This window comes from Microlunatus speluncae (assembly GCF_009299835.1).
GTDB lineage: Bacteria > Actinomycetota > Actinomycetes > Propionibacteriales > Propionibacteriaceae > Microlunatus > Microlunatus speluncae.
Genome location: NZ_VKCZ01000007.1, coordinates 327,613 through 348,561 on the forward strand (window position 1 = coordinate 327,613; position 20,949 = coordinate 348,561).

The 20,949-nt window shown below is 69.0% G+C and carries 22 protein-coding genes; 10 read left to right on the top strand and 12 right to left on the bottom strand.

All coding sequences use genetic code 11. The features are described 5' to 3' along the window. Positions 1 to 19: 19 nt before the first annotated feature. Positions 20 to 535 (bottom strand): cupin domain-containing protein, encoded by a 516-nt coding sequence (locus tag FNH24_RS11200; protein WP_152362248.1) that lies wholly within the window; start codon positions 533 to 535, stop codon positions 20 to 22. A gap of 94 nt (positions 536 to 629) precedes the next feature. Next, complete coding sequence (locus tag FNH24_RS11205; protein ID WP_152362249.1) at positions 630 to 1,580, bottom strand: helix-turn-helix transcriptional regulator; 951 nt, start codon at positions 1,578 to 1,580, stop codon at positions 630 to 632. 84 nt (positions 1,581 to 1,664) lie between these two features. On the opposite strand from FNH24_RS11205, the gene FNH24_RS11210 reads away from it, so the two are divergent. The 5 genes from FNH24_RS11210 (at position 1,665) to FNH24_RS11230 (ending at position 5,408) form a co-directional block, all read left to right on the top strand. Further along, positions 1,665 to 2,054 carry a VOC family protein gene (locus tag FNH24_RS11210; RefSeq protein WP_152362250.1) on the top strand — a complete coding sequence of 130 codons (390 nt, stop codon included), beginning with the start codon at positions 1,665 to 1,667 and terminating at the stop codon, positions 2,052 to 2,054. Between the two features lie 55 nt (positions 2,055 to 2,109). Continuing rightward, positions 2,110 to 2,904: a GNAT family N-acetyltransferase gene (locus tag FNH24_RS11215; protein ID WP_152362251.1), complete on the top strand. Its 795-nt coding sequence runs from the start codon at positions 2,110 to 2,112 to the stop codon at positions 2,902 to 2,904. Beyond that, positions 2,901 to 3,461 (top strand): histidine phosphatase family protein, encoded by a 561-nt coding sequence (locus FNH24_RS11220; protein ID WP_152362252.1) that lies wholly within the window; start codon positions 2,901 to 2,903, stop codon positions 3,459 to 3,461. The genes FNH24_RS11215 and FNH24_RS11220 overlap by 4 nt, the downstream gene beginning before the upstream one ends. Beyond that, entirely contained in the window at positions 3,458 to 4,483 is a 1,026-nt protein-coding gene (locus tag FNH24_RS11225) for a prenyltransferase/squalene oxidase repeat-containing protein (RefSeq protein ID WP_246186840.1), read from the top strand. The genes FNH24_RS11220 and FNH24_RS11225 overlap by 4 nt, the downstream gene beginning before the upstream one ends. Before the next feature lie 118 nt (positions 4,484 to 4,601). Then, complete coding sequence (locus tag FNH24_RS11230; RefSeq protein ID WP_161606091.1) at positions 4,602 to 5,408, top strand: GNAT family N-acetyltransferase; 807 nt, start codon at positions 4,602 to 4,604, stop codon at positions 5,406 to 5,408. Here FNH24_RS11230 and FNH24_RS11235 read toward each other — a convergent pair whose 3' ends face one another. The 8 genes from FNH24_RS11235 to FNH24_RS11270 all read right to left on the bottom strand — a co-directional run bounded on the left by FNH24_RS11235 (position 5,409) and on the right by FNH24_RS11270 (position 13,913). Continuing rightward, positions 5,409 to 6,251: an alpha/beta fold hydrolase gene (locus FNH24_RS11235; RefSeq protein ID WP_152362254.1), complete on the bottom strand. Its 843-nt coding sequence runs from the start codon at positions 6,249 to 6,251 to the stop codon at positions 5,409 to 5,411. Between the two features lie 130 nt (positions 6,252 to 6,381). After that, complete coding sequence (locus FNH24_RS11240; protein ID WP_152362255.1) at positions 6,382 to 7,431, bottom strand: ABC transporter ATP-binding protein; 1,050 nt, start codon at positions 7,429 to 7,431, stop codon at positions 6,382 to 6,384. After that, complete coding sequence (locus tag FNH24_RS11245) at positions 7,415 to 8,428, bottom strand: ABC transporter ATP-binding protein (protein WP_246186841.1); 1,014 nt, start codon at positions 8,426 to 8,428, stop codon at positions 7,415 to 7,417. The genes FNH24_RS11240 and FNH24_RS11245 overlap by 17 nt, the downstream gene beginning before the upstream one ends. Then, positions 8,425 to 9,336 carry an ABC transporter permease gene (locus FNH24_RS11250; RefSeq protein WP_152362256.1) on the bottom strand — a complete coding sequence of 304 codons (912 nt, stop codon included), beginning with the start codon at positions 9,334 to 9,336 and terminating at the stop codon, positions 8,425 to 8,427. The genes FNH24_RS11245 and FNH24_RS11250 overlap by 4 nt, the downstream gene beginning before the upstream one ends. Before the next feature lie 2 nt (positions 9,337 to 9,338). Beyond that, complete coding sequence (locus FNH24_RS11255; RefSeq protein ID WP_246186842.1) at positions 9,339 to 10,346, bottom strand: ABC transporter permease; 1,008 nt, start codon at positions 10,344 to 10,346, stop codon at positions 9,339 to 9,341. 15 nt (positions 10,347 to 10,361) lie between these two features. Then, entirely contained in the window at positions 10,362 to 12,194 is a 1,833-nt protein-coding gene (locus FNH24_RS11260; RefSeq protein WP_152362257.1) for an ABC transporter substrate-binding protein, read from the bottom strand. A 312-nt stretch (positions 12,195 to 12,506) separates the two neighbouring features. After that, positions 12,507 to 13,280, bottom strand: coding sequence for an SDR family NAD(P)-dependent oxidoreductase (locus FNH24_RS11265; protein ID WP_152362258.1), 774 nt, complete (start codon positions 13,278 to 13,280; stop codon positions 12,507 to 12,509). A gap of 105 nt (positions 13,281 to 13,385) precedes the next feature. Next, positions 13,386 to 13,913 carry a DinB family protein gene (locus tag FNH24_RS11270; RefSeq protein WP_152362259.1) on the bottom strand — a complete coding sequence of 176 codons (528 nt, stop codon included), beginning with the start codon at positions 13,911 to 13,913 and terminating at the stop codon, positions 13,386 to 13,388. A gap of 128 nt (positions 13,914 to 14,041) precedes the next feature. Here FNH24_RS11270 and FNH24_RS11275 point away from each other — a divergent pair, with 128 nt between their 5' ends. Further along, entirely contained in the window at positions 14,042 to 15,172 is a 1,131-nt protein-coding gene (locus FNH24_RS11275) for a hypothetical protein (protein ID WP_152362260.1), read from the top strand. 43 nt (positions 15,173 to 15,215) lie between these two features. Here FNH24_RS11275 and FNH24_RS11280 read toward each other — a convergent pair whose 3' ends face one another. Both FNH24_RS11280 and FNH24_RS11285 read right to left on the bottom strand, forming a co-directional pair. Further along, positions 15,216 to 16,457 (bottom strand): sensor histidine kinase, encoded by a 1,242-nt coding sequence (locus FNH24_RS11280; RefSeq protein WP_152362261.1) that lies wholly within the window; start codon positions 16,455 to 16,457, stop codon positions 15,216 to 15,218. Continuing rightward, positions 16,454 to 17,110, bottom strand: a complete 657-nt coding sequence (locus FNH24_RS11285) for a response regulator transcription factor (protein WP_152362262.1) — start codon at positions 17,108 to 17,110, stop codon at positions 16,454 to 16,456. The genes FNH24_RS11280 and FNH24_RS11285 overlap by 4 nt, the downstream gene beginning before the upstream one ends. 239 nt (positions 17,111 to 17,349) lie before the next feature. On the opposite strand from FNH24_RS11285, the gene FNH24_RS11290 reads away from it, so the two are divergent. Genes FNH24_RS11290 through FNH24_RS11305 form a run of 4 tightly spaced genes read left to right on the top strand, consistent with a single transcriptional unit; the run spans position 17,350 to position 20,934 of the window. Further along, complete coding sequence (locus FNH24_RS11290) at positions 17,350 to 17,946, top strand: hypothetical protein (RefSeq protein WP_152362263.1); 597 nt, start codon at positions 17,350 to 17,352, stop codon at positions 17,944 to 17,946. Next, positions 17,943 to 18,995, top strand: coding sequence for a peptidoglycan-binding protein (locus FNH24_RS11295; RefSeq protein WP_152362264.1), 1,053 nt, complete (start codon positions 17,943 to 17,945; stop codon positions 18,993 to 18,995). The genes FNH24_RS11290 and FNH24_RS11295 overlap by 4 nt, the downstream gene beginning before the upstream one ends. Continuing rightward, positions 18,992 to 19,699, top strand: coding sequence for an ABC transporter ATP-binding protein (locus FNH24_RS11300; protein WP_425486885.1), 708 nt, complete (start codon positions 18,992 to 18,994; stop codon positions 19,697 to 19,699). The genes FNH24_RS11295 and FNH24_RS11300 overlap by 4 nt, the downstream gene beginning before the upstream one ends. Beyond that, the gene (locus FNH24_RS11305; protein ID WP_246186843.1) at positions 19,696 to 20,934 is read left to right on the top strand and encodes an ABC transporter permease; all 1,239 of its coding nucleotides are present in this window, start codon (positions 19,696 to 19,698) and stop codon (positions 20,932 to 20,934) included. Before FNH24_RS11300 ends, FNH24_RS11305 begins: the two co-directional genes overlap by 4 nt. Positions 20,935 to 20,949: the final 15 nt, after the last annotated feature.

The window sequence follows — 20,949 nt, forward strand, 5'->3', positions numbered from 1 at the left end:
CCGCCGGCACTGACAGTCGTCAGGAGGGCACCGTCCGGCCGAGCAACCGGCCGATCCCGCCCAGACAACCGACGAACGCCGAACCCAGCAGCGGCGAGCCGTTCAGCACCAGCCGGAACGAGTCGCGATGCCCGGCGGCGTGGGTGGCGAAGGCGAGCAGATCAGGACCCGACTTGCCCGCATCGGCCGTGGCCTGTTGCAGGGCGGCCAGTCCCCGGAACCACGACTCGGCCTGCATCGCCGGCGTGCTCCACCAGCGCACCAGCACCGGCTCGTCGCCGCCGTTCCACATCCGGTGCACGGTGCCGCGCGGCACCTCGAACGTGTCCCCGGGGCCGAACCGTTCGCTGTCCCGACCAAGATCAACACTGAGATGGCCCTGGACCACCTCGAACCGCTCATCGTGCTGCGGATGGAAGTGCTGGGGTGGCGCCGTCCCGTGCGGCTCGTAGCGGGCCTCGAGCTCCAGGCACTCCGCATCGCTGCGCTTGATCGTGACCGACTCGTGCGCACCGATCTTCAGGGTGTCACCCATGCTCAACCTCGCTGTCGTCCAGAGTGGCGTCCCTTGCAGGCTAACGAATCCGGCGCCGGGGCGGGCGGATCGCGGACCGTGGCGTCGCCGGTGATCAGGGCCGGTTGAGCTCGAGCAGGCGGGCCGCGGTGGCGATCGCGTGCTGCCGCAGCCGGTCCGGGGCGAGCACCACGACGTCGGCGCCGAGCGATCCGACCAGGCCGACCGCCCCGTCCCAGTCCTCGGTGTCGAAGTCCGCGTCGACCCAGCCGTCGGCGTCGGGTGGGCCGAGTTTCTTGCTCCGGGCGTACGCCCAGCCGGCCCGGTCCAGCGCTTCGCCTCGGATCCGGAGCCGGATCGGAAAGGAGCCGAACCGGGTGACGTAGGCGTCCTGGGAGTCCCGCCAGTTGGCCGCCAGATCGAAGTCGTCCGGTCGGCTGAACTCCGTCTCGGTGGTGGTCAGGTCGTGGATCCGGGAGACCCGATACATCCTGATCTTGTCCTCGGCCCGGCCGATCAGATACCAGCGGGTGCCCTTGCGGACCAGGCCGTACGGCGCGACCCGGGCGGTGGTCCGTCCGCTGCCGTACCGCAGCTCGACGATCCGGTCGTCCCAGCACGCCGCCAGCAGTGCGCGGAGCACCGGTGACGGGTCGTGCGCGACCGGCTCCCAATATCGATCCGGGTCGACGTGGATCCGCTGCCGGGCGTGCTCGGCGTGCTCCCGGGCGGCCGGGGCGACCGCGGCCAGCAGCTTGAGGATCAGGTCGTCGCCGGGATCCTCCAGCCCGAGATCGCTCAGGATCCCGCGTGGGTGGCCGACGATCATGGCCAGCGCCTCGGTGGTCGACAGCCCGGTCAGGCTGGTCCGATAGTCCTGCACCAGGGCCCAGCCGCCGGCGCCGCCGCGGGTCGAGTAGACCGGCACACCGGCCGCGGACAGCGCCTCCATGTCGCGCCGGATCGTCCGGGTCGAGACCTCCAGCTCTCTGGCCAGGGTCGTCGCCGACACCACGCCCCGGCCCTGCAACCGGAACACGAGGCGGAGCAACCGATCGGCGCGCATAGGTCCATTCTGTCGCAGGTATAGGACACAAGATGTCCGGTACGGGCTGCGAGGCTGGGCTCTGGCGCATGAAGGGAGTCGACAATGGAGCGTCCGAGACTGCAGGTCGGGGCCGTGACGATCACGTCCGAGCGAGGTCGCGCGCGGGAGCTGGCCCAATTCTATGAACGACTGCTGGGCTGGCCGATCGGCAACGACGACGGGCCGGAGGGTGGCTGGTTTCAGTTGCGACCGCCCGAAGGCGAGACCGGGCCGACGATCAACATCGAGGAAGATCAACAGCACCGGCGTCCGGTCTGGCCGAGCCGGCCCGGCGAGCAGACCGCGACGATGCATCTCGATATCGGCGTGGATGATCTTGGATTGGCGACCGCTTGGGCCCTTGAAGTCGGGGCGAGCCTGGCGGAGCATCAGCCTCAGGAGCACGTGCGGGTGCTGCTCGACCCGCACGGGCATCCGTTCTGTCTGTTCTGATCATGGTCGGCGGTTGGCGTGATCATGGAGATGGCGTGATCATGGAGGTGGCGTGATGGTGCGGTTCACGACCCGGGAGCTGTCGAAGCGGACCTTCGGCGACTTCGAGCGGTTCTTCGCGACTGTGCACGGGTGTGCCTGCACGCTCTACTTCTTCGGCCGGCACCTGTCCCCCATCGCCGGCTCGGCGAAGCAGAAGGCGGCCGGCCTCGGCAGCACGCCCGATCGGTCGGCGAAACACTTCCCGCACCGGGACCTGATGCGAGCCAGGGAGCTCGCCGCGGTCAAGGAACTGGTCGACCGCGGCGACGCCCGCGGCATCCTGGTCTACGCCGACGGCGAGCCGGTCGGCTGGTGCCACTTCGGCCGGGTCGACGAGTTGCCGGTGCACAGTGAGGAATCGGACCCGACCAAGATCTATGCCCGGCACGCCGACACGGACTGGGTGATCAACTGCTTCACCACCCGGATGGACTTCCGGCACCAGGGCGTGGCCGGCCGGGCCCTGAAGGCCGCCGTCGCGGTGATCAAGAAGCACGGCGGCGGCTGGATCGAGGCCGTGCCGCTGGCGTACGCCCATCACGACCCGATGCTCGGCAAGCTGCGCCGGACCTATCGCTGGCGTTCGCCTCAGGTGGCCGAATATCTGCGGGACAACTGGCCCAGCAAGCAGGTGCCGGGCATCGGCCGGGTCAGCCCGTGCCAGAACTCGCCCAAGACCATGGGCCACATCGGCAACCTGTCCATGTTCGAGAAGGCCGGCTTCGAGCCCACCCAGCGTGACGACCTCCGCAGCACCGACAGCCCGTACCACCGCGGCGACTTCATCGTGATGCGGCTCAAGGTATGAGCCGCGACGGAACGAAGATCATCTTTGTCCGGCACGGCGACGCGGTGATCACGACGCCGGGCATGCCACGCAGCCTCACCGAGCTCGGGCGACGGCAGGCTCAGGCCTTGGTCCCCGCCCTGTCGCACCGAGTGATCATCGCGATCTGGAGCAGTTCCATGCTGCGAGCCAAGCAGACTGCCGAAATCATCGGGGCCGCTCTCGGCCTTCCGATCAACCCGGATGACCGACTGCGGGAGAGGCGGGACGAGGATCCAGCACCGGGAGTGACCGCAGAGAACGACGATCCAGCCACGGTGCTGCACCGCTTGCTGAGCATCGTCACCGAGGCGTCGGTGCGACATCGGAGTCAGACAGTCCTCTTCGTCACCCATGGCGGCATCACCGCTCTGGGTCTGTCGAGCCGATGCCATAACCTCAGCCGCCAGTACGTCGACGCCAACCCGTTGATCAACACCGCGGTCTCCGAGATCACGGTGGATCCGTCCGGCGTTTGGACCTGCCTCACCTGGAACGGACAACCCGTGCCCGTCGGTACAGGCGGATCGACCCCATGACCACGAGGGAGATCATGACGACGCTCGAGCTGAATGCCGAGAATCGAGCCGCGATCGACTGGCTGCTGAGCTCGGACGAGCCGGCGATCCGCTACCTGGCCAGGCGGGACCTGCTCGGCACGGAGGCGGCTCCCGACGAGTCGGCGATCTTGGCCGGGTCGATGATCACCACGCTGTTGGCCGGGCAGCGGGAGGACGGAGTGTTCCCCGGCGAAGGCTGGTCGTCGACGCTTTGGCGGCTGGTGGCGCTGGTGGAGTTGGCGATTCCGCCCGACGAGCCGCGGGCGATCGCGGCCGCCGACTGGTATCTGGACCGGGTGCTCGGGAAGCCGCACCACCGGGGTCGGCCGACGATCATCGACGGACTGCATCGGTTCTGCTCCAACGGCGAGGGCCACGCCCTGGTGATCGGGGCGAGGCTCGGCCTGGCCGACGATCCCCGGCTGCGTCGGATCGCGGACTCGTTGATCGAATGGCAGTGGCCGGACGGTGGCTGGAACTGTCATCGCAACGCGTCCGGTCGTCGGTCCTCCTTCCAGGAGTCACTGGCCGCCGCCTGGGGGCTGCACGAATACGCCGCGGCGACCGGTGACTCCGCTGCCGCGGCCGCCGCCGACCGGACGGCTGAGCTGTATCTGCAGCATCGCCTCGTCTACAGCTTGGGCAGCGGGCGGCCGAGCCGGCGGTTTCCGCATCCGGTGCCGGCCGGTCAGGTGATCGATCAACGCTGGATCAAGCTGGGCTATCCGGCCTACTGGCACTACGACATCCTGGCGTCGATGATCTTCCTCACCCGGATCGGCAGGATCACCGACCCGCGCGCCGCCGGAGGCCTTGACCTGCTCGAGCAACGCCGCCGGCCGGACGGCCGCTGGGCGGCGGACCGGCAGTGGTGGGTGAAGCCGGGTCATCGGTTCACCCACCAGTACGACGTCGTGGACTGGGGCGTGGCCGGCGAGCCCAGCGAGCTGATCACCCTCAACGCGCTCCGGATCCTCCGCGGCGCCGGCCGGCTCGACTGAGTCCGACGCACATTATGGTCACTTTGGCCGCAAGACGGGGCCGAACTGACCACGATCCCGGCACGAAAATCCTTCGCGCGTTGACAGCGCCAACGGTTGGATGGGTTCGGGAGGAATCATGCTCACCGAGGTTCATGGGCGAGCCGCCGCCAAGGCCGCGCCGCTGCTCGCCGGTCTTGATCATCAGCTGAGCGTCGCGGCGGTGCTCGCCGGCACGATGCCCGGTGTGGTGCTGGTCGACGATGCCGCGGACCCGAGGGCCGTGTTCGTCCACTCGCCGGAAGGCAACTTCGTCGGCGGTGACCCGACCGGCACCCCCTTCGTCGCGGACCTGCGCGCCCACGTGGCGGCGACCTTCGATCCCGAGCGAGACGGCGGGCTGGTGCTCTCGTTCGATCATGACGGCTGGGGACGGTGGGCACGGGAGATCGTGCCCGGGCCGGCGCCGGTCGTTGTGCCCCGGCGGCACTACCTGCTTCACCCCGGGCCGTCACGTCCGCGACCGGATCCGCCGGCCGGCTATCGCCTCGTTCCGATCGATGCCGAACTGCTGTGCCGACCAGGGCTGCCCGATCACGTTCGACGTTGGATCGCGGGCAACTGGGGCGGCGAGGAGGCCTTCCTGGCGCAGGGATTCGGCGTCGTCGCCCGGCTCGGTGACGACTTCGCCGGCTGGAGCGTGGCGGACTGCGCCGTCGGCGACCGGGCCGAGATCGGCATCCACACCGCGCCCGCGCACCGCCGTCGCGGCCTGGCGTCCCAGGTCGCGGCGGCGGCCGCGACGATCGCGTTCGACCGCGGACTGTCCGAGGTCGGCTGGCACTGCAACGAGGACAATCCGGGATCCTGGCACACGGCTGAATCGGCCGGCTTCACGCTGCGGCGGCGCTACCGGTTCTTCGTCTATTCGGCCGGGCATTCTTGATCATGACGTGTGCCGGAGCAGCGCCTCGACGACGACCGGCCAGGTGACCCGCGGCAACCCCTGGCCGACACCGGGCAGCGTGAGCAACGTGGCGTTCGGGATCTCGGCGGCGAGCGCGACCCCGTTGCCGTGCGGGAAGAACGGATCCTCCTCGCCGTGCACCACCAGCGTCGGCGCGGTGATCTTGCCCAGCCGCTCGCGCCAGCGGGGTTTGCAGTCGATCGCCGCGAACATGCTCCCGATCTGGCTCGCTGGTTGTGCCGTCGGCGATCGGTCGGCCCGATCGAAGATCAACCCGATGGTGGCGCGTACGTCCTCTTCGTCGAAACCCCGCGACCCGGCCAGCAGCCGCGTCGACTCGGTCTGGTAGTCGATCACGCTCTCCCGATCGGTCCAGTCCGGCTGCGGCCGGCCGAACAGCTGCCCCATCACCGTGCCGTCATGATCAGGAAGATCGGGATCGACGGGCCCGGGCGCGACCGGGCGGGTGGCGATCAAGGTCAGCGACGCGACCTGATCGGGATGGTCCAGTGCCAGCAACTGGGCGATGAAACCGCCCACGCCCAGACCGACCACGTGCGCCTGCTCCAGCTCCAGCGCGCGGAGCAGCTCGGAGGCGTCGGTGACCAGGTCGCGCAGGTCATAGCCCGGTGCCTGCGGATCGACGAACGTCGAGCGGCCGGCGTCGCGCAGGTCGTACCGCACCACGTAGCGCCCGGTCAGGGCCGCGCACAGCTCGTCGGGCCAACTCGGCACGGTGATGCCGATCAGCAGCAGCGGCGGATCGGCTGGGTCTCCGACCGTCTCCACCGCAAGTTCGACCCCGTTGACCTCGATCTGCATCGCTCGATTCTTCCGATTCATGACAGTTGTACGCCACCAGGCCCGGAAACTCATCGCTGCGAACGGCGAGCCGTCACATCCGCGTGGACACGCCGCCAAAAGGGCCGCGGATGTGACGGGTCGGCGGGGTTTAGGGAGGGAGGGTCAGGAGGGTGCGGAAGGCTTCGTCGGAGACCTCCGGGTGGTCGCGGTAGAGGTAGCAGCGGGCGGAGTGGGCGGGGGCGGTCAGGTAGTGCGGGGGTGGGCTCTCCAGGCAGTGCTGCTCGGCGAAGGCGCAACGGTCGGCGAAGCGGCAGCCGGGGTGGTGTTCGGGGACCTCCAGGGTGGCCTGGGCCGTCGCGCGGTGCTCGCCCCAGGGCTGCTTCGGGTCCGGCCACGGGATGGAGTCGATCAACAGCCGGGTGTACGGGTGCTTGGGCGACTCGATCACCGTCTCGACGGCGCCGGCCTCGACGATGCTGCCGCGATACATCACCACGATGTGATCACTGACATGGTAGGCGGTGCCCAGATCATGGGTGATGTAGAGGATCGGCACCTTCAGGGTCCGGTTGACGGTCCGCAGGCTCTCCAGGATGGTGGCCCGCAGCGACGCGTCGACCATCGACACCGGCTCATCGGCAATGATCAACTTCGGCTTCAGCATCAGCGCCCGGGCGACGATCACCCGCTGCCGCTGCCCGCCGGACAACTGGTGCGGATAGCGGCCGAGCGTCTCGTCCGGGCGCAGGCCGACCGCCTCCAGCGCGGTCACCATCAGCTCCTGCCGCTGCGCCGTCGACCGGGCCAGCCGGAACTTCTGGATCGGCACGGTGAGCACGTGATCGACCTTGTAGAAGGGATTGAAGACCGAGAACGGGTCCTGGAACACGGCCTGCACCTCGCGCCGGAACCGGCCCAGGTCGGCACCGCGCAGCGAGGCGATGTCGCGGCCCTGGAACCGGACGGTGCCCTCGGTCGGCGAGATGAAGCCGAGCAGCAGGGAGGCCAGCGTCGACTTGCCGCTGCCGCTCTCGCCGACCACGGCGACCACCTGCGGAGTGTCGCCGCGGATGGTCAGTGACACGTGATCAAGGGCGACGGTCGCGTTCTTGGCCAGCATGCCGCCGCGATAGATCTTGGTCGCCTGGTTCAGCTCGGCCAGCGGCGCGCTCGGGTCATGATCATCGTCGGACGGCATGGCTCTCCTGACTCTGGTGCAGGTGGCAGGCGACGAACCGGCTCGGCTCGGACTCCAGATAGTCCGGGGCGAGCTCGGTGCAGAGGTCGAAGGCCTTGGGACAGCGGGGATGGAACAGGCAGCCGGACGGCATCGACCGCAACGACGGCGGCAGGCCGGGGATGCCGCGGAAGGTCCCGCGGTCGGCCAGCTTGGGCAGGCTCTCGATCAGCAGTTCCGTGTACGGATGCAGCGGGTCGGCGAAGATGTCGTGGATCGGCGACAGCTCGGCCAGCTTGCCGGCATACATCACCGCCAGCCGGTCGACGGTCTGCGCCATCAGGCCCATGTCGTGACCGATCAGGATCACCGCGACGCCGAGCTCCTCCTGCAGCTTGAGGATCGTGTCCATCACCTGACGCTGCACGACCACGTCCAGCGCCGAGGTCGGCTCGTCGGCGATCACCACCTGCGGCTGCATGGCGACCGCGATCGCGATGCAGACCCGCTGCTTCATCCCGCCGGACAGCTCGTGCGGATACATCTTGCCGACCGAGCGGCGCAGACCGACCGATTCCAGCGCGTCCCGGGCCAGGCCGAGCAGCTCCCGCTTGTCGCGGCGGCCGCCGTGGTCCTCCAGCGTGTCGATGATCTGTTTCTCGATCTTGGTCACCGGGTTGAGCGAGTTCATCGCCCCCTGCGGGATCATGCTGATCTTGCTCGACCGCAGCTGGCGCACCCCACGCTCGGGCAGCGTGATCAGGTCGTCGCCGTCCAGCATGACCTCGCCGGTGATCGTCGTCGGCGCCCGGAGCAACCGCATCAGCGCCAGCGCCATGGTCGATTTGCCGGAGCCGGACTCGCCGACCAGGCCGAGCTTCTCTCCCGGCATCAGGTCGAACGACACCCCGTTGACCGCGCGCACCGGCCCGTCGTCGGTGTAGTACTGCACAGCGAGATCGCGCACCGACAGCACGGGCCGAGTCAGGTCGGTCTCCGGGCGCGTCCGATCGGTCACTGCGACCTCCTGGATCGGGGGTTGGCCCACTCGTCCAACGCGAACGAGATCAGGAACAGCGACAAGATCAGGATCAGGATGATCGCGATCGGAATCCCCCACCACCACCAGAGATTGCGCAGCAGGGCGGAGAACTTCTGCATCCAGAAGAAGGTCATCCCCAGCGTCGGCTCCCGCTGCGAGCCGAGACCGAGCAGCTCCAGGCCGAGCGCCCCGTAGACGGCCGCGATCAGCGCGGAGACGAAGCCGGCCAACAGGAACGGCGCCAGGTTGGGCAGCAACTCGCGGATGATGATCTCCGGGCCGCGCATGCCGGACAGCCGGGCCAGCCGCAAGAACTCCCGCTCCCGCAGGGACAGCACCTGGGCCCGGATTGCCCGGGTCGGCCCGGGCCAGGCGAACGCGGCCAGGATCAGCGCCATGCTCTCGATCGAGATGTACTGCCGCAGCAGCGAGGCGATCACCACCATCACCAGGAAGCTCGGGATGGTGAACATGACGTCCACCACCCACCTGATCACGTTGTCCAGCCAGCCGCCGTAGAACGCCGATACCAGACCGAGGACGACGCCGATGGCCAACCCGATCGCGCCCGCCAGCAGGCCGATCTGCAGGCTGAGCCGGGTGCCGACGATCATCACCGCGAACAGGTCCCGGCCCTGCGCGTCGGTGCCGAACAGATACTCCAGCGACGGCGGCTTGCTCGCCGGACCGGCCAGCGGATACGGATCCTTCAGCGGATCGATCAGCAAGGTGCCGGCGGTGGAGAACAGCACCAACGCCAAGAACATGATCAGTCCGACCGTCAGCATCGGATGCCGGCGCAGGTAGAGCAGCAGGGACATGGCCCGGCCGACCCGCCGGCGCGGGGCTAGCAGGGTGCTGGTCTGGGTGGCGGCTACGGCCATCGTCACGCCTTCCCGTAGCGGATCCGCGGATCGAGCAGCGGATAGATCAGATCGACGATCAGGGTGGCGAGGCAGACCGCGAAGACCAAGATCATCGTGATGCCGTACAAGAGGTTGTAGTCGAGCACCTGGATCGAGTTGTTGATCAGCAGGCCGAGGCCCGGATAGCCGAACAGGGTCTCCACCAGGACGGTCGAGAAGATGAACGTGCCCAGCGACAACACCAGCCCGGTCACCTGCGGCAGCAACGCGTTGCGCACCGCATAGCCCAGGAAGATCCGGCGCGGTCTGAGCCCCTTGGCGTCGGCGAAGATGATGTAGTCCTCACCGGTGGTCATCACCATCAGGCTGCGCATCTGCAACGCCTGCCCGCCCAACTGGAACAAGATCAGGGCACAGGCCGGCAGGAAGCCGTGCCTGATCACGTCCAGGATGAACTCCGGACTCAGTTCCGGCGTCGCCGTCCGGGAGTAGGCGCCGGCCAGCGGAAAGAGCTTCAGTTGGAACGAGAACACGTAGATCAACAGGAAGCCGAGCACGAAGGCGGGCACCGCGCTGGTCAGCATCGACGTCGGGACGAAGAACCGCAACCAGCGCGGCGACCGTGGCCAGCCCAGCAACGCGCCGAGGATCGTGCCGATCACGAAGGCGATCAGGATCGACATCAGGCCGAGGCCCAGGGTCCACGGCAGCGCGTCCAAGATCACCGAGTTGACCGTCCGCGGATACTGGCCGATCGAATAGCCGTAGTCGAACCGGACCACCTTCAGCAGCGCGTTCCCGTACTGCTGCCAGATCGGCGCATCGACCCCGAACTCGCGTCGGTAGGCCTCGATCATCTGTTGTAGCCCGGACTGGTTGCGTCCGCCCTGGGTCGCCGCCTGCACCAGCCGTTCCATGATCGGGTCGCGCGGGCTGAGCTTCGGGATCAGGAAGTTGATCGTCGCCGCCGTCCACATCACCGTGATCAGCAGGCCGATCCGTTTCAGGAGATACTGCCAGGAATACACGGCCCCGCCTCGCTCTCAGCCCGCAGCCGGCTTCAGTCGCGTCAGCTCCAGGGAGAACGTCTTGAACCAGAACGCGCCCGGCAGGTACGGGTCCGCTTCCGTCGGCCAGCCGGTCCAGTAGGTCGTGTTGTAAGGGATCCGGTGCATCCACTGCACCAGTGGCGTGTGCGGCAACTCGGTCAGATAGATCTCCATCGCCTGCAGGAACAGCGGCAGCTCCTGCGGGTCGTCGACCGGGAGCGACGACATCTGCTCGACGATCTTGTCGTAGTCGCTGTTCTTCCAGTGGCTGCTGATGTCGCCGGCCGTGCCGATCTTGGAGAAGTGCCGGGAGTGCATCAGCTCCAGCGACGGATACGGATCCGCGATCGCGCCGGCGAAGCCGAACAGGAACAGCTTGGCCGACCCGTCGGTCATCCGGGTGGTGGAGTCACCGGGCGTCTGCAGCGACGACTCGAAGCCGCCGGCGCGCAGTTGCTCGGCCAGGATCGCGCCGTAGTCGTTGACCAGATCGACGATGCCGTAGATCGTCGCGTCGACCCGTTTGCCGTCCTTGACCCAGAGCCCGTCGCCGTCCTTGGCGTAGCCCTTGCCGGTCATGATCGCGTCGACCTTGGCCAGGTCGTAGGCGTCGGTCGGGTTCGCGGCCAGCATCGGCTGGGCGGCATCGAGGTATTTCTGCAGCGGCGGGAAGTTGGGGAACGGCAGGAAGGACGGCGTGCCGGCGCCCTCGTAACCGATGTCGACCAGCTGTTGCCGGTTGATCGCGTGGTTGACGGCGCGGCGGATCTCCACGTCGTCGTACGGCTTCGCGGCGCAGTTGAAGAACAGCGACTGCGGCCACCAGTCGGTGTAGCCGTACGGCGGGTTCCGGTCGGTCCAGGCGATGATCTTCTGGTTCTGGTCGACCACCTGCTTGATCACCGGCGGCCGCAGATCGAGGGAGGAGTCCAGCTCGTTGTTGATCAACTGCTGGGCGGTGTTGGTCGGGTCGGTGAACGGGACGACGATGATCCGGGTCGGGGCCGGCAGTTCGGACAGGCCGGCCTTGATCGCCCACCAGTCATCGCGGCGATCGAGTAGCCGCTGCTGCACCGTCCAGTCGGCCACTGTGTAGGGCCCGGTCACCACCGGCCAGCCCTTGCCCGGGTCGTAGAACAGGAACCCGAACTGGTCCTTCTGATCTTTGAAGATGTGCTCCGGCACCAGGAAGATGCCCAGGTCGTTCTTGAAGTAGAGGAAGTCGAAGACGAACCGCGGCGCCGGCTTGGTGAACGTGATCTTCACCGTCTTGTCGTCCGTCGCCTCGGCCTTCTTGACCCATTCCCGGATGTCGGCCGAATAGGTCATCGCGCTGTTCTTCTCGGCCCGGAGCATCTCCAGCGAGAAGGCGACATCCTTGGCGCTGAACGGTGTCCCGTCGCTCCACGCGGCGTCGGTCCGGGTGGTGATCGTGACGCTGGAGAAGTCCGGCGCGTAGGCCGGCTCGCCGTCCGCTAGCCAGGGTGTGGTTTCGCCGTTGAAGGCGGAGTAGTACCAGAGCGGCTCGAGCATCGCCGCCAGGCCTCGCTGGTGGTTGAAGCCGGAGGCGTATGGATTGCAGATGCCCAAGTCGCTGCCGTCACCGTAGGTCAGCATCAGGGTCTGCTCGCGCGGCACCTCCGGCGGCCTGCCCCGCGGCACTTCCCGGGGCGCCGAGCCGGTGGCGGTCGGCTCGCCGCCCGAGGAGGGCGGCGGTGCGGGCGGCAACTCGGGCGTGCCGCAGGACGACAGGGCCACGGCGGCCGAACTCAGGCCGGACAGGATCAGGAAGTCACGTCGGGAGCGGTCGGCAAACTTCGGTGTCATGCGAACCTCCGGGAAGACCGGAACGGGCGGCCGGCGGGCGGCCGAACAGCGCAGACGATCAACGACGGGACGGAACCGTCGTCGAGGCCATCGAGTTGATCATGATCGACAGGAGAGAGCGCTTATCGAATGGCTGTGCACAGGCGCCTCCAGTTCGTTCTGGGGGCATGCGACACCGGAAACCGGCATTGGTTCACGGGATTTCGGAAGACGGTTGCCCTGGCGATCTTGGAAAGACGATACCTCCGAGACCGCGAATCATGTCAAGGGTTAACCGGTAAAGGTGGACGGCCGGGACGTACCGATTCCGGGTCAGTAGGTCGCCCGGCCGCCCGAGGCGTCGAAGCAGAATCCGGTGGTGAAGCTGCAGGCCGGGGACACCATGAAGGTGATCATCTCGGCGACCTCCTCGATGGTGCCGACCCGGCCCATCGGGATCCGCGAGGTCATGTAGTCGATGACCTCCTGCGGTTGGCTGTCGAGGAAGTTGGTCCGGATCACGGCCGGCGCCAGGGCGTTGATCGTGATCCCGTCGGTCGCGTACTCCTTCGCCATTGCTTTGACCAGGCCGATCAGCCCGGCCTTGCTCGCCGAGTAACCGATCATGGAAGGGTTGCCTTCCTTGCCGGCGATCGAGGCGACGTGGGCGATCCGGCCGTACTGCTGCTCGACCAGGTGCGGCAACGCGGCCCGGCTGACCACCAGCGCGCCGCGCAGGTTGACCGCGACCGCCGCGTCGAAGTCGGCCAGCTCGACCTCGTGACTGCGCCGGCCCATCGGCCCCTGGATCCCGGCACAGTTGACGACGGCATGGATCTGACCGAACTCCGCGACGGCCGCGGCGAACGCCTGCTGCACCGAATCCGGATCGGTCACGTCTGCCATCGCGGCGATCGCGCTGTCGCCGGTGGCGACGATCTTGTTCGCCAGCTCCGCGACCGGCTCGATCGTCCGGTCGACGCAGGCCACCCGCATGCCCCGGCGAGCGAGATGAAGCGCGGCGCCCCGGCCGATGCCCGATCCGGCGCCGACCACGAAGACCGTCTGCCCGTCGACGTTGCTCCGGTCATGATCGTTGAAGGTCATGCCCGAACCGTAGCCGGACCGATCGACGGTTGCGGCGACTCCGGCGAGCCTGTCTCGTCGCCGCCACCCGGAAGGTCGACCAGCAGCCGGGCGCCGAAGCCTTCCTCAGAAGGTCATCCCGGCCTCTTCGGCCAGGGCACGGGTGGTGCTGCCGCCGTCCAGGGTCTCGCGGATCAGGTCGGCGTGCCCGGCGTGGTGGGAGACCTCACGCAGGATGTGCAGCAGGATCCGCCGGACCGACCACCATTCCCGTTCCGGCGCCCACGGCGCGGTCGGCAGCGGGACGGTCGCCTCGAGGTCCGGCGTCTCCTTGATCACCCGATCGACGAACGCGGCCGCGTCGTCGAAGTCCACAACCAGGCCGGCCAGGGTGTCGTCCTCGGCCATGTAGTACTGCGACATCCCCGATTCCAGGTCCAGCTCGGCGTTCTCGTCCGGCTCGGTGATCACCAGGCACCAGTGCCACTGGGTCGCCGCGAGGTGCTTGGTCAGCCCGCCCAGCGTCAGGTCGCTGACCGTCGCCTTGGCCCGGGCCTGCTCGTCACTGAGCCCCCGCAGCGTGATCGCGAAGTTCTTCCGTTCGTCGGCGAACAGGTGCAGCAGGTCGGCGCGCTCGCCGCTGATCTCGGTCATCTCGATCCCTCCCCTGGATGTGAATGCTGCGAGGAGCGTACGTCAGGAACGCCGAAACGTTTCCGCTCCGAGCGACGTAAGGCAGACCGAGGGCTCGATCACCGTTCGCCACCGGAAGGAACCCGATCATGCAGCGTCGCACCGTGTTGAAACTGGCCGCCGGAGTCGCCGGCGCCGCCGCCGTCGGATCGGCAGTCCGGGCCGGGTCAGCCGTCGCCGCCGGCCGGTTCACGGACCTGGCGGGCTGGCCGGTGGACGCGAGGTTCGACGCCATCGCGACCGGGCGGTCCGGCAGTTGGGCGATCGGGATGCAGCGACTGGCAGACCGGCCGGACGGCAGCTGGCAGCGCCGGGCCATCCTGCGCCGGCTGTGCGGCGGCCGCTGGGTTCCGGTGCCACTGCCGGACGATTTCGCCGCCTGGGCTCATGCCATCACCCCCGATCCGACCGGCGTCTGGATCGTCGCCGACCGCAACGAGCGTTCGCTGCCGGTCGCCGACGGTTCCATCGTGGTCGGACACCTCGGGCTCGACGGCCACTGGCGCACCCTGGACACGGACCGGTTGCCGGCCTATTGCGGGTTTTCGTCACTGGCGCTGATCGACGGCCGGATCGAGCTGACGGGCTACGCGCCGACCGAGGGGGACGGCCGTCCGCGACCGTACTGCCTGACCCGACCGCTGCACGGAGCCGCATCGTGGACCGAGCGCCCGGTCGAGGCGCCGGTCTGGGCCGGGGATGTCGTTCCGAGTCTGACGATCGGCGCGGGGACCACGGACTGGGCGACCGCCGACACCTGGCTGTTCCGTCGGTCCGGATCGGGCTGGGCCTTGGCCGAGGGGCCGCCCGGTGGCGAAGGCCAGGTGGCCTGGCAGGGTCCCTGCGCCGTCGGTGGCCGCTCCTTGTACCTCAGCACCGCGTATCCCGAGGCGGAAGTCCGCCATCGGCTGCATCGTCGGGTCGCCGGCACCTGGACCGAAGTGAAACTTCCCGCTGGGGTCGGGATCCACGCGTTCGTCCCGACCGCGGACGGTTGTTGGGCGTTCGGCGACCGGTACGTCCCGGAGCCGGAGGCCATCACGGCGATCGCGCTGTGGGTCGTCGGAGCGAAGGTGGTCCAGCGGATCGACGGCCCGGCGGGCGCCGCTGACGGTGCCTGCCGCGCCGACGGCAGAATCCTGGTCAGCGGCATCGTGCCCGATCCGCGCGATCCGGAGTGGGGCGACTGGTTCGGCCACGCCTGGTCCCTGCGCGGCTGATCACCGAAGGCCGCCTGATTCGTGCCCCGAACGAACAGACTCGTCAGGCGTACGTCAGCGGCCGCGCGGCGAGCGACACCGCGACCCGCAGCCCACCGCCGGACCGGGGCGTGAGCTCCAGCCGGCCGTCGTGGGCGGTGACGATCGCGTTGACGACGGCCAGACCGAGCCCGTGCCCGGCGACCACGCCGACACCGCCGCGCCGGGTGCCGCGACGGAACGGCTCCAGCAGGCCGGGCAGGTCGGCGTCGGCGACAACCGGGCCGGTGTTGTCGACCATGATCACCGCCTGCCCGTTGTCGATCTTGGTCGTGACCGTCACCGTGCCGCCGGAAACGTTGTAGCGCAGGGCGTTCTCGACCAGGTTGCGGATCAGTTGCTCCAGCAGCAACGGGTCGCCGTGGGACGGGGCCGGACCCAGGTCGGTCCGGAGCGCGAGGCCGGAGGTGTCCGCGTCCTGCACCGCGGCGATGGCGGCGCGGGCCGTCTCGGCCAGATCGATCGGCTCGGCGTGCTCGATCCGGTTCTCGCTCTCGGCCAGCAACAACAGGCCGTCGATCAGCCGCGCGTTGGTCTCGACAACTTCCAGCAGCCGGTGGCCGAGTGCAACGGTGGCCGGCGCGGCACCCGGCCGGGTCGTCTCCAGCTCGATGATCGCCCGCTGCACGGCGAGCGGCGTGCGCAACTGGTGCGACGCGTTGGCGACGAAGTGGCGCTGGCCGTCGAAGGCCCGATCGAGCGAGTCGAGCATCGCGTCGAAGGCGGCAGCGAGCCGTTTCACCTCGTCGTCCGGGGCGGCGCCGGCGCCGACCGGCAACCCGATCCGGTCCTGCAGATTTCGTTGTGGGCCACGGGATCGGGCGATCCGTTCCGCCGTCGCCGTCATCAGATCGAGCGGGCGCAACCCGCGGCCGGCGATGATCCAGCCGCCCGCGCCGGCCGCGACGCCGACCACCAGCACCACGATGGCTCCCTGGGACAGCAGCGCGGTCAGCGCCGCGTCCCGCAACGCCGCTCGGTCCTGCTCCAGCTGGGTGATCAACACGTCCAGCTCGACCCGGGTCCCGTCCGGCAGCAGGATGGTGGAGTCACCGCTCGCCGCGGCCCGATCCCGCAGCGCCTCGATCCGGGCCTCGGTAGCGTCGCTGCCCAGTTCCTGGTCCAGCCGCTGCCCGACCACGAGGTAGATGCCGGCCAAGATCAACGCGCCGGCGGCCAGGATCAGACCGCCGTACAGCAGCGTCAGCCGGCCCCGCAGCCCGATCCGCGGTCGTGGGTTGATCATGGGATCCGGTAACCCACGCCCGGCACGGTCTCCAGCACCGGCGGCTCGCCGAGCTTGCGCCGCAGCTTCATCACCGTGACCCGGACCGTGTTGGTGAACGGGTCGATGTGCTCGTCCCAAACCTTGTCCAGCAGGGATTCGGCCGACACCACCGTGCCGCCGGCCCGGAGCAGCTCGCCGAGCACGGCGAACTCCTTGTTGGTCAGGCTGAGGCCGACGCCGTCCCGGGACGCCTCCCGGCGCCCGGCATCCCAGCAGATCCCGGACCGCTCGATCAGCGGCGCCACCGGAGCCGAGGTCCGGCGACACAGGGCGTGCACCCGGGCCGACAGCTCGAGGAACGCGAACGGCTTGACCAGATAGTCGTCGGCGCCGATCGCCAGCCCCTCGACCCGGGACCGGACCGCGGACGCCGCGGTGACCATCAGCACCCGGGTCGGCGACGCGGCCGCCACGATCGTGCGACAGACCTCGTCGCCGGAGATGCCGGGCAGATCGCGATCGAGCACGATCACGTCGTAGTCGTACACGGCGATCCGTTCCAGCGCCCCCTCGCCGTCGTAAGAGATGTCCACCGCGAACGACTCGCGCCGCAGCCATTCGGCCATCGTGTCGGCCAGGACCGGCTCGTCCTCGACCACGAGTATCCGCACTCGTCTCACCTCATTTCGTCGCGACGCCGATTCTGCTGCACCTCAGATAACCGCGGGATAACCAGCCCGGCCTGTGCGGTTCCCGTGTGCCGGCTGTGAGTCCGGCGCCGCTTGTTCGTTGAGCCGCGCGCCGGATAACCGGCGGATAACCGGCGCCGCGGCGATTACGGCCCGGTTATCCGCCAACGGCTCAACTGGATCCCGAGCGGTGATCGTCACCGCGACCAGGAGGAGTCACGATGAAGATCACGACCAGCACACCGCGGGCCCTGTCGGGTGCCCTGATCGCGTTGATCATGGCCGCCGGGATGCTGCTCGCGGCCTGTACGCCCGGCACCGACACCAGCGGCGGCATCCCGACCGCCGGCCCGCCCAGTTCCAGCCAGCCGCCTTCCGGCGCGCCCGGCTCCGAGTCACCCGGCACGGAGGCTCCCGACTCCGAGGCTCCGGAGTCGCCGAAGGAGTCACAGAGCCCGGATGCGTACGCCTACGCCGCCTGCATGCGGGACCACGGCATCGACATGGCCGATCCCGATCCGCAGACCGGACTGCCGACCGTCGGCGACGGGGTCGATCCGGAGAGCGCCGCGTTCAAGGAGGCTCATCAGGCATGCGGTGACCTGCTGCCGGGCGGCATCCGCGGCCAGAGCGACGACACCGGGATCGACAGCTATCTGGAATTCGCCAAGTGCATGCGGGAGAACGGCATGCCGGACTTCCCCGATCCGCAGCCGGGCAGCGGCCAGGGCATGTTCCCGGGCACCGACCGCAACGATCCCGCCTTCGGCAAGGCCTCCGAGGCCTGCCAGCACATCCTCGCCGGGAACGACCAATGAGCCGCGGAGTGCGCCGGCTGTTGATCGCCGGCGCGGTGCTGGCGACCGGAGCGATCGTCGCCGCCGCGGCGATCGGCTTCGGCGGCACGGTGCCGCAGGTCGAGGCCTCGAGCACCGGCCTGCCGCCGGCGACGGCCAAGATCACCGAGGGCACCCTGACCCAGACCCAGTCGGTCAGCGGCACGCTGTCGTACGGGCCGGCGAAGACCCTGACCGGCAAGGCCGACGGCACGATCACCTGGCTGCCGGCACCGGGCTCGGTGATCAAGGCCGGCGACCCGCTCTACAAGATCGACAACGATCCGGTGCTGCTGTTCACCGGCAAGCTGCCGCCCTACCGCACACTGAGCGAGGGCGACAAGGGGCCGGACGTGAAGCAACTGGAGAAGAACCTGACCGCGATGGGCTACGACGGCATCGACGTCGACTCCTACTTCGGCTCGTCCACCACCGAAGCCGTCTACGACTGGCAGGATGATCATGGTCTGCCGGAGAACGGCGAGGTCGGGCCGGGCCAGCTCGCGGTCAGCACCGGACCGGTCCGGATCGCCGAGGTCAAGACCTCGGTCGGTGCCGGGCTGGCTCCCGGGGCCGAGGTGATCACCTACACCGGGACCGAGCGGGTGGTCGAGATCGCCCTGGCCGTGGACAAGCAGCAGTTCGTCGAGGTCGGCAATCCGGCCACCGTCGTGCTGCCGAACGGCTCGAAGGTCAAGGGCACGGTGAGCGACATCGGCGCCGTGGCCAGCACCGACGCCGACGGCAACACCACGATCCCGGTCACCGTGTCGATCAAGGACCAGAAGGCCCTCGGCACCCTCGAGGCCGCGCCGGTCACCGTGCAGTTGATCACCGGCAAGGCGTCGAACGTGCTGATCGTCCCGGTCACCGCACTGGTCGCGCTGGCCGGTGGCGGCTACGGCGTGCAGGTGGTCTCCGGCGGCCAGGTCGACTACGTCGCGGTGAAGACCGGGATGTTCGCCGGCGGGATGGTGCAGATCAGCGGCGCCGGCATCGCGGCCGGCACGGTCGTCGGGGTGGCGTCGTGATCCCGCTGGAGCCGCCGGTGGTGGTTCGGCTGGATCGGGTGTCCCGGACGTACGAGGGCGGGGTAGCGGCCCTGGACGACGTCTCGCTGGAGATCAACTCCGGGGAGCTGATCGGCATCGTCGGGCCGTCCGGCTCGGGCAAGTCGACCATGCTCAACATCCTCGGCACCCTGGACCGGCCGAGCTCCGGTGAGGTCGAGATCGCCGGCTACCGGGTCCGCCGGTTGTCGGACCGGCAACTCTCGGCCTTGCGGGCCCTGACCATCGGGTTCATCTTCCAGCAGTTCCACCTGGCCGCCGGGGTGCCGGCGATCGACAACGTCGCCGACGGGATGCTGTACGCCGGCGTCCCACGCCGGATCCGGCTGGACCGGGCCGAACGGGCGTTGCACCGGGTCGGCCTGGGGCACCGGATCGGGCACCGGCCGCACGAACTGTCCGGCGGGGAGCGGCAGCGGGTCGCGATCGCGCGCGCCGTGATCGGCGATCCGCCGCTGCTGCTCGCCGACGAGCCGACCGGCAACCTCGACACGGTGTCCGGGGTCGGCGTGATGAGCCTGCTGCGCGAGCTGCATGCCGGTGGCACCACCGTCGTGATCATCACCCACGATCGCGACATCGCGGCCTCGCTGCCCCGTCGGGTGGAGCTGCGGGACGGCCGCAAGATCGCAGACGAGTCGATCGGCGAAGGAGCACGACCATGATCACCACGACCATGATCACCAACGATCCCCCGCAGCAGCGCCGGCTGACACCGGCCCGGTTGAGTCCCGGTGATCTGATCCGGGTCGGCGGTGCCGGGCTGCGGGCCCGGCCAACCCGGATCCTGCTCTCGGCGCTGGGCATCGCCATCGGCATCGCCGCGATGATCTCGGTGATCGGCATCTCCAGCTCCAGCCGGGAGGACTTCAACCGCCAGATCGCCGAGCTCGGCACCAACCTGCTGACCGTCAGTCCGGGGCAGAACCTGTTCGGTGATCAGTCGCACCTGCCGGTCGAGTCGACCGTCATGATCGACAACATCGGTCCGGTCGAATCGGTCAGCGCCACCGGGGTGATCGCCGGCGCGAAGGTCTATCGCAACGATCAGGTGCCGGCGGCGCAGTCGGGCGGGATCAGCGTCGTCGCGGCCAAGCCCGACCTGCTCGACACCCTCGGCGGAAAGCTGGTGGCCGGCTCCTTCCTCAACCCCGCAACGGAGAAGTATCCGGCCGTCGTGCTCGGCGCGACCGCCGCCGAGCGGCTCGGCGTCGGCTCGGTCGGCCCCGATCAACAGGTCTTCCTCGGCGGCCAGTGGTTCACCGTGATCGGCATCCTCGCCCCGGTCACCCTGTCACCGGAGTTCGACACGGCCGCGATCGTCGGCTGGACCAGCGCGATCGAGTTGCTCGGCTTCGACGGCTACCCGACGACGATCTACACCCGGGCCGAGCAGCCGTACGTCGAAGAGGTCCAGGCCGTGCTCGGCAACACCGCGAATCCGGCGGCGCCGAACGAGGTCGACGTGTCCCGGCCGTCCGACGCACTGGCCGCGCAGCAGGCCGCGGACACGACCCTGAGCAGCCTCCTCCTCGGGCTCGGTTCGGTCGCTCTGCTGGTCGGCGGGATCGGTGTAGCGAACACGATGGTGATCTCCGTGCTGGAACGCCGCGGCGAAATCGGTCTGCGTCGCTCCCTCGGCGCCACCCGCGGGAGCATCCGGGCCCAGTTCCTGGCCGAGGCCCTGCTGCTGTCCGCGATCGGCGGCACCGCCGGGCTGCTGCTCGGCATCGGCGTGACCGCGCTTTATGCCGGGCTGCAGGGCTGGCCGACCGTGGTGCCGCCGTGGGCGATGGCGCTCGGGCTCGGCGCAACCCTGGTGATCGGCTGCCTGGCCGGGCTCTATCCGGCCGTACGGGCCTCCCGGTTGTCCCCGACCGAGGCGCTGACCGCGCCATGATCATCACCACGAGGG